The following is a 9,271-nucleotide window of genomic DNA, read 5'->3' on the forward strand; positions in this document are numbered from 1 at the left end:
CCTGAATCAGACGTCAGCCTTCTGAGCTTCAATCTGGCGGCGAGCAACGTCAACGCGCTCGCGGATGATGCGAACCAGAGCAGCGGACACCTCGGTGTGCGACGCGATCCACTCTTGCCCGGCAGCGACGATGTCCACGCCTTCGGCGTAGCCAGCAATGTCGGTCGGGAACATGAGGATCGCGATGTCCTCAGCAGTGTGGAATGTATTCTCTGCCCACACGCGTTCGATCAGGTTGAAGTAGTCGGCAACGAACTGAGTGTACAGAGCCGGGTTTGTGCGAGCCTGCGTCCAGAAGCCGGAAACCATAGCCCAGCGAGTGTCATTCGGGATCGACAGATCCGTCATGACCGCGTCGAAGACGTTGCGCTTGACGGTTGCGTCTTCCACGGCTGCGCGAGCACATGCTGCGTTCTGGTGGCCGGTCATCGTGCCATCTTCAGCTTCGAGAGCCACGATCTCTGCTTCGCCGGCAAGACCCAGGCGAACCAGTGCGATCAGCAGTACCCAACGGCAATCAAGGTCAAGATCGAGGCCTTCAAGAACCTTTTCACCTGCGAAGATTGCTCGGAGTTGCTCGCCTTGCTCGGCGGTGGTAGCACCGTGAGCGGCTGCGCGGATCAGTATGTTTTGTTCGTCTGATGCCGGAGCAGCTGCAACAGCAAGGTCCAGAAGTGCGCCACCAACTTTTTCGAGGGCAGCCTGACGCTCGGCCGGAGCAACAAAGGTACGAACTGCTTCTTCGATGTGACGGATCGTCAGCTGGAGCATCGACATATTCGTCTCACCCGGGATCGCCGCAAGAGCAAGATCCAAGTAGGAGCGTGCCGACATCTCACCATCGCGGGTCATATCCCATGCGGACGCCATGATGACGCCACGGGTCAGCGAATCGGTGATCGACGCAATGTTCTTTGTTGCGAACTCGAGGGACTCGGCGTCCATGCGGATCTTCGCGTATGCCAGGTCACCGTCGTTCAGCAGAATCAGCTGGGGACGAGCAAGGCCAGAGGCAGCAGGAACAACGGTGCGTGCGCCGTCAACATCGAGCTCTTGCCGGAAGACCTGCTTCAAAGAACCATCTTCAGTGGCCGAGTAACCGGCGACGGCCATGCGGTGCGGGCGCAACGAGGAACCTTCAGAGAAGGATTCCTGCACAACAGCGAGTTCGGAGATTGTGCCGTTGTCGTCGACGTTGATTTCGGGGCGGAGCAGGGTCACGCCTGCTTCTTCCAGCCAGACCTTCGACCATGCCTTGAGGTCACGGCCTGAAGCCTTCTCGAGTTCACCCAGAAGGTCGGTGAGCGTCGCGTTCGCGTAGGAATGAGCGGTCAGGTATTCGTGCAGACCGGTGAAGAATCCTTCGCGGCCAACGTAGGACACCAGCTGACGCAGAACGGATGCACCTTTTGCGTAGGTAATACCATCGAAGTTCACCTCAACGTCCGCGAGGTCACGGATTTCAGCTTTAATCGGATGAGTCGTGGGCAGCTGATCCTGCTTCAAGCCCCAGTCCTTGCGGAGCATGAAGCCTGTCCATGCATCGGTGAACTCGGTGCCCTCAGTGAGAGCCAGGTGGCTCATGAACTCAGCGAAGGATTCGTTCAGCCAGAGGTCGTTCCACCATTTCATCGTCACCAGGTCGCCGAACCACATGTGGGCGAGCTCGTGAAGAATCGTGTTGGCTCGGGTCTCAAGCTGAGCAGCAGTCGGGCGAGTACGGAACACGTAGGAATCGCGGAAGGTCACGCAGCCCGCGTTCTCCATTGCGCCAGCGTTGTATTCAGGAACGAAGATCTGATCGTACTTCGTGAAGGGGTAGGCGATGCCGTACTGCTTCTCGAAGAAAGCGAAGCCCTTGCGGGTCGTGTCAATGATGCGATCAGTGTCGAGGTGCTCGACCAGCGACGCGCGAGAGTACACGCCCAGATCAATTGTGCGACCGTCAGAGGACACCAGTGAATCGGTAACGCCTTTGTACGGGCCAGCAATAATCGCGGTGATGTACGTCGACATCTTTTCAGTTTCAGCGAAACGGTAGATCCACGTCGTGCCATCAACCTCGGGCTTAGGAGTCGGAGCATTCGAGAACACCAGCCAGCCAGCGGGAGCGCTGACGGTCAGAGTGAAGGTTGCCTTCAGATCAGGCTGCTCGAAGGTCGTGTAGACGCGGCGAGCATCCGGAACCTCAAACTGGGAGTAGCAGTAGTCTTCGCCGTCAGCCGGATCGGTGAAACGGTGCAGGCCTTCGCCGGTGTGCATGTACTGGCAGTCAGCTTCAACTTCAAGAACGTTGTGCTTAGCCAAATCGTCCAGCGCGATGCGGTGGTCAGTGTGAGCCTCGGTGGGGATTTCCTGACCATTCAGACGAATCGAACGGACGTTGTTTGAAACTAAGTCAGCGAAGGTCGAGGCGCCGGCGGTCGCATCGAACTCGATGCGCGTCGTGGAACCAAAATCAGTGGCGCCACGCGTCAGATCCAGCGTGATGTCGTAGTGGTGAACGGACAGGATCTCCGCGCGTGTCGCTGCTTCTTCGCGGGTAAGGTTCAATCCCGGCATGATGCCCTTTCAATTCAGAGGAACGTAAACAAAGAAATACTTGATCCTATCTTTTCACTGAACGACCTTTGACGCACATTTGACAATGAAAAAGCAAGCATGACCCGCCAGAGTGATCAGTCGTGAACGGGGAATAGTCCCAGACCGATGGCTGTTCGCCACGGTAGAAATGAAGCGGAGTTTTACCAGATGTGAACACGCTGTGAGGGATCAAGCCACATGTGATCGCCCTGACAGACATCGAAGGCCTCGTGGAACTGATCCATATTGCGTGCAATCTGATTGCATCTAAACTCTGCGGGCGAGTGAGGATCGATCGCCAGCATCTGCAGAGCAAACTCTGGGCGTGACGCGGTTCGCCACGCTCGTGCCCACGCGTAGAAGAAGCGTTGGGCTCCGCTCAGACCATCAATCACCGGGGCAGAATCAATAGTTAAGCCTTGTTCACTCAACGTGGCAACCCACGCATTCCATGCAATCGTCAGACCAGCAAGGTCGCCAATATTCTCGCCCAGGGTCAGTGCACCATTCACCGTTGGAACAGGTGAAGACTCTTCTTCCACCTGCGTATCTTCGCCGGCATCCAGATCATAGACCGCAAGTTGAGCCAAATCTAGGGGAGTGAGTGTGTCGTACTGTTCGACCAGTTTGCTCGTGATCTGCTCGAAGAGCTCGCGGTCGGTGTCACTCCACCAGTTTTCAAGGTTGCCCTGAGCGTCATACCGTGAGCCCTGGTCATCGAAGCCGTGCCCGATCTCGTGTCCGATAACTGCGCCGATTGCACCAAAGTTCACTGCATCGTCAGCTTCGGGATCGAAGAACGGTGGTTGCAAGATCGCGGCAGGGAAGACGATTTCATTCATCGCAGGGTGGTAATAAGCGTTCACCGTCTGAGGAGTCATCAGCCACTCGTCGCGGTCGACTGGCTCATCGAGCTTACGTAGTTCTCGCGTGGTCTCGAACTGGTAGGCCTTTGTCACGGCGTCAACCAGAGAATCACCCTGTTCAATGACGAGCCCCGACATGTCGCGCCACTTCGGTGGATACCCAATCTTCGGGCGGAAGGTTGCGAGCTTTTCAAGCGCCCGCTTCTTTGTCTCTTCGCCCATCCAGTCACATGTAGTGATTGCTTCGCCGTAGGCATTCAATAGCCCTTCGACCAACTGATCCATGCGTTCCTTGGACTCTGGCGGGAAGTGTCGTGACACCCAGATGCGCCCCAGCGATTCGCCGGCAACAGATTCAACGAGGCCGAGTGCACGCTTCCAACGAGGTCGCAGTTCCTGTGTGCCTGACAAGGTACGGCCATAGAAATCAAAGTTTTCTTCGACAAACTCCGAAGAAAGCAGACCGATCCGCGCATCCAGTACGGAGAGCTTTGACCAGATCTTCAGATCCTCGATCGGAGTCTGGCCCCAAATCTGCGCCGATCCGGCAAAGAAATCGGGTTGAGACACGCTGATCTGGGCCTCGTCCCCGATCTGCCAACCCAGGCCGCGCGCCCACGCATCCCAATTGAACCCAGGCGCACTGGCAACAAATTCGCGCCACGTCATCTGGTTATCAGACAGGAGGGGATTGCGGTTATCCACGGCACTGCGGTGATGCGAAGCAAAACGCGTTTCGAGATCCATAATCAGGCGCGCAACCCGGGCAGAGTTTTCACCAATACCGGCCAACGATGCGAGTTTCTCGAGGTGAGAAACGTAGGCATCGCGGATGGGTGCATATGAATCTTCGCGATAGTAGGCCTCGTCCGGAAGACCTATTCCGCCTTGGACAAAGGTCATAATGCGCGCATCGGAATTATGCGGATGCGTACCGCTGTAGGCCCCAAAGAAAGAATCGGCGCCACCGGCCATCAACGTGCCAGTCAATTCATCAAGTTCTTCGCGCGTAGTTACGTGATCGATGGCCTCGAAGAAGGGAAACAGGGGAGTAATGCCTGCTTCCTCAATCGCGTTTTCATCCATAAATGCACCCCAGAGGGTAGCAATAAGAGTGGCGTCCGTGTCATCAAGAGTGCCGGCAAGAGCATCGTTGCAAATATCCCGACCACGTTCTTCGGAAAGATCACGCAACGCGTGGAAAGCGCCGTCGATCGGCCGGTCAGCGGGGATTTCATGCGTTGCAATCCAGTGTCCATTGACGTGACGATAAAAATCGTCCTGCGCACGGACGTTGGAATCGATGTTTGCGGTTTCTAGGACTCGCGCCAGAATCTTTTCGCTCATGCGCTAACTGTATGGCAGAGCATGTAGATATCGCTTTGCGAAAACAGGGGAGTGGTCGGAGGGGCCATGTGCCCCCCAGCTCTTTCCTGGCAGATCCGAGTGCGAATTCCGAATCATTCGTTATGTGAAAATCTGTCATTTCACACCTGAAAAGCGCAGGTTTCCGGCGTTTCTCTACGAATGGAAAATGAGGTACGCCTAAGTTGTGAACATTTGTGCATAGGGGTTGAACAATGCAATCAAATGAGGGGAGGCAAGGCACTATTGAAGAGGCGAAGGGGCTAGCTGTGTGCAAGCCCGAAGCGAAAATGTGAAGGGAACGAATGGTGAAGACGATCAACACTGACGTTGTCGTCATTGGCGGTGGTTCCACCGGAGCCGGTGTCGTCCGTGACGTTGCAATGCGAGGGTTTAGAACCGTCCTCGTTGAACGATTCGACATCGCACAAGGTACCTCTGGCCGCTTCCATGGACTGCTCCACTCTGGTGGACGCTACATCGCGTCCGACCCCGAGTCAGCAACCGAGTGTGCAGAAGAAAACGAAATCGTTAAGCGCATCAACTCAAACGCAGTTGAAGCAACCGGTGGCCTGTTCGTGGTTACCTCGCAAGACGACGAAGAATACGCAGATAAATTCCTCGAGCGCGCTGCCGCGGCAAAAGTGCCGGCACAGGAAATCAGCGTCGCCGAGGCACTGAAGCGTGAGCCTCGTCTTGACCCCAAGCTCAAGCGTGCATTCGAGGTCCTCGACGGCTCCGTCGACGGCTGGCAGATGGTCTGGGGCGCAATCCGTTCCGCAGAGGCTTACGGCGCACAGGTGATGACCTACAACAAGGTCACAAAGATCGAACGCGAAGGTGACCGCATCAGCGCAGTCATCGTCCACAACGTTCGCACCGGCGAAGACACTCGCATCGAATGTCAGTTCGTTTTGAACTGTGGTGGCCCCTGGGCCGGTCAGATTGCCGCGATGGCTGACTGTCACGGCGTTGACGTCGTCCCCGGCGCCGGCATCATGATTGCAATGAACTTCCGCCTGACCCAGACGGTGCTCAACCGCTGCATCTGGCCAGCCGACGGCGACATCATCGTTCCTGACCACCCGGTGTGCATCATCGGCACGACGGACCTCAAGGCAGACGACCCGGACAAGCTGACGATCCCCGCCGATCAGGTTCAGCAGATGTTCGATGCTGGCGAAGCAATGGTTCCCGGCTTCCGCAAGGCTCGCGCGGTTCACGCGTGGGCAGGTGCCCGACCGCTGGTCAAGGATTCGCGTGTTGCAGCAACCGACACGCGCCACATGGCTCGTGGCATGTCGGTCATCGACCATAATTCGCGTGACGGCGTCTACGGCATGCTTACCATCGCCGGTGGCAAGCTCACGACCTACCGTCTGATGGCAGAGCGCATCGTCGACATCATGTGTGAAGAAATGGGCGAGAAACGCGAGTGCAAGACCGCCGGTGAAGCAGTCCCGACCGCATCGCCGAAGCTCTACACCATCGGCCACCGCCTACACGACATCGAGCACAAGAACGCGGCCCCCAGCCACGATCAGATCATCTGCGAATGCGAACTGGTCACCCGCAAGATGCTCGAAGACACAATGGATGCTTTGCCGGGCGGTCAGCTTGATGACGTTCGTCGTCAGGTTCGCCTCGGCATGGGCCCCTGCCAGGGTGGCTTCTGCTCCCAGCGTGCAACCGGTATCGCTCACGAACGTGGAGATATCGATTCCGAGAAGGCAAACGAACTGTTCAAGACCTTCTTGAAGAACCGTTGGATTGGTCTATGGCCGATCACCTACGGCAAGCAGCTACGTCAGGCAGCGCTTGATAACTGGATTCATGAAGGCATGCTCGATGTCGAGCACCTGCCGATGGCGCAAGGCGAGCCTGGCGAGGAATTTGTCTTTCCTGCATCAGCTTCCGAGAATAAGGAGGACGCCCGATGAGAGACGCCGTTGTTATTGGCGCTGGCCTTGCCGGTCTTACCGCAGCTCTTTATCTTGCTCGCGGTGGCGCTTCGGTCACGGTTGTAACGAAGGGGCTTGGCGGTTTGCAGCTTGGCCAGGGCACCGTCGATATTCTCGGATACTCCGAGTCTCGCGTGGATGCTCCGATCGCTCAGATCTCCGAGCACATTTCCTCGCGTCCGACGCACCCGTACACGCACTTCACTCCCGAGTTCATTGCTCACAGCGCGAACTGGTTGAAGGATGTCCTGGGTCCTGACCTTTTGGTTGGCGATCCCGAAAAGAACGTTGTGCTTCCGACCGCGATCGGTGCGCTCCGTCCGACGAGCCTGTACCAGCCCTCGATGGAAGCGGGTATTCCTGCAGACGGAGCCTCGTACCTGATCGTCGGTCTGCGTCGACTGAAGGATTTCTACCCGACCCTCGCTGCCGAAAACCTCTCGCGCCAGACCACACCGAATGGCGAACCGATCAAGGCGCGTTCGTTGATCGTCGACGTCGAGATGCGTGCAGACGAGGCCGATACGACCGGTACGAACCATGCGCGCACATTGGATCGAGTCGAGAAGCGCACCAAGCTGGTTGAGGCCATCAAGCCTCACGTTCGCGAAGGTGAAATCATCGGCCTTCCCGCCGTGCTTGGTCTCGATGACCTGAACGCCTGGAAAGACATTGCTGACCAGCTCGGACACAAGGTCTTCGAGATCCCGATGCAACCGCCATCAATCCCCGGTATGCGTATGAACCAGGTCCTGACCGCTTTAGTGAAGGCTGAAGCGCGCTTCATTCTCGGGTCTGCCGTGAAGGGCATCGAAACTGACGGCCAGAATGTCACCGCCGTGACGATCGGGACCGCCGGTCACTCGACGCGCATCGAAACGAAGAATGTCATCCTCGCTGGTGGCGGTTTCGAATCCGGCGCACTCGATATGGATTCCTACGGGAAGGTCACCGAAACGATCCTCGGCCTGCCGGTTCTCGGCGCTGAGGGCCAGCTTCTCCACGGTGACTTCTGGGGTAGCGACCAGCCGATCTTCCTCGCCGGCCTTGACGTTGACGATGAGATGCACCCGCTGGACGCAGCCAAGAAGCCCGTCTACACCAACGTTTACGCAGCCGGCGGAAACCTGGCTGGCGCAACCCGTTGGCGCGAAAAGTCAGGTGAAGGCATTGCCCTTGCCTCCGCACTCCGCGCCGCCGATTCGATCCTTGGGAGCCTGAAGTGACCATCGAAGAAATGAACGTACTGTCCCTGACCGACGAAGACTTCGGTCTGCGCTCCACCCTCGACTCCTGCGTCAAGTGCACGATCTGTGAAACCCAGTGTCCGGTCATGCGCGTGACCGATCTGTTCCCGGGCCCGAAGTACTCCGGCCCGCAGGCAGAGCGCTACCGCAAGGCAGGGCAGATCGTCGATTCGTCGATCGATTACTGCTCGTCGTGCGGCACTTGCACGCTGGTCTGTCCGCAGGGCGTGAAGGTCACCGAGATGATCCACCACGCTCGCACCGACATGAAGAAGGAAAAGGGCATTCCGCTTCGCGATCACCTGATTGGTCGTACCGGTTTCATCGGTACCGTCATGACCCCGGTTGCTCCGATCGCGAACTGGGCGCTCGATGTGAAGCCGATCCGTATTGCCATGGAAAAAGTCATCGGCGTTCACCGCAGCGCACCGATGCCGAAGGCCGCCGGTCGCACCTTCGAAGGCTGGTTCAAGAAGCACACGCCGCTGGAAGGTTCTGGACGCAAGGGCCAGGTCATCTTCTTCCACGGTTGCGCAGGCCAGTACTTCGAGGTCGAAACGTCGATCCACTCGGTCCAGGTTCTCGAGTACCTCGGGTACGAGGTTCTGGTTCCGCCACACGGCTGCTGTGGTTTGGCATTGCAGTCGAACGGCCTGTACGACGAGTCCCGCAAGTACGTCTCGAAGCTGACAAACGATCTGCGCAAGGCCAATCGCAACGCGCCGATTATCTCCGCTTCCGGTTCGTGTGCGGGCATGCTCCGCCATGAGGCAAACGAGATCCTCGAGATGGATACTCCGGAGCTGAAGGACGTGGGCTCGCGTATGTGGGACATTTGCGAATTCCTCATGCACCTGCACGAAAAGGGCGAGTTGGATCTGAACTTCCAGCCGATGGACATCACCATCCCTTACCATGCACCGTGCCAGCTGAAGTCTCAGGGTCTCGGCCTTCCGGCCGTCGAACTGATGGAACTGATCCCCGGTGTGAAGGTCAAGGAATCGAACCAGCCTTGTTGCGGTATTGCTGGTACCTACGGCATGAAAAAGGAAAAGTACGACATTGCCCAGGCAGTCGGAAAGCCTGTCTTCGACTTCATCAAGCAGGTCAACGTTGAACTGGCCGCGTGCGACACGGAAACGTGCCGTTGGCAGTTGCGCACCGCAACGGGTGCGAACGTTGTTCACCCGATCTGGCTGATCCACAAGGCGTACGGCTTGCATAGCTGAACGTTGAATACAGGCGAGTG

At 57.5% G+C, this 9,271-nt stretch carries 5 protein-coding genes; 3 read left to right on the forward strand and 2 right to left on the reverse strand.

The window, feature by feature from the left end:
* Positions 1-6: 6 nt before the first annotated feature.
* Positions 7-2,562 carry an aminopeptidase N gene (gene pepN / locus AC5RE1_RS02245; protein WP_219585792.1) on the reverse strand — a complete coding sequence of 852 codons (2,556 nt, stop codon included), beginning with the start codon at positions 2,560-2,562 and terminating at the stop codon, positions 7-9.
* Between the two features lie 182 nt (positions 2,563-2,744).
* Positions 2,745-4,796 (reverse strand): M13 family metallopeptidase, encoded by a 2,052-nt coding sequence (locus AC5RE1_RS02250; protein WP_219585793.1) that lies wholly within the window; start codon positions 4,794-4,796, stop codon positions 2,745-2,747.
* A 326-nt stretch (positions 4,797-5,122) separates the two neighbouring features.
* Here AC5RE1_RS02250 and glpA point away from each other — a divergent pair, with 326 nt between their 5' ends.
* Genes glpA through AC5RE1_RS02265 form a run of 3 tightly spaced genes read left to right on the forward strand, consistent with a single transcriptional unit; the run spans position 5,123 to position 9,251 of the window.
* Complete coding sequence (gene glpA, locus AC5RE1_RS02255; protein ID WP_179370436.1) at positions 5,123-6,754, forward strand: anaerobic glycerol-3-phosphate dehydrogenase subunit GlpA; 1,632 nt, start codon at positions 5,123-5,125, stop codon at positions 6,752-6,754.
* The gene (gene glpB / locus AC5RE1_RS02260) at positions 6,751-8,001 is read left to right on the forward strand and encodes a glycerol-3-phosphate dehydrogenase subunit GlpB (RefSeq protein WP_103633604.1); all 1,251 of its coding nucleotides are present in this window, start codon (positions 6,751-6,753) and stop codon (positions 7,999-8,001) included. Before glpA ends, glpB begins: the two co-directional genes overlap by 4 nt.
* 11 nt (positions 8,002-8,012) lie before the next feature.
* On the forward strand, positions 8,013-9,251 hold the full coding sequence (locus AC5RE1_RS02265) for an anaerobic glycerol-3-phosphate dehydrogenase subunit C (RefSeq protein ID WP_103633642.1): 1,239 nt from the start codon (positions 8,013-8,015) through the stop codon (positions 9,249-9,251).
* The last annotated feature ends 20 nt before the right edge of the window (positions 9,252-9,271 follow it).

It is taken from the genome of Actinotignum sp. usb-actsch-rep-73, from assembly GCF_059082735.1.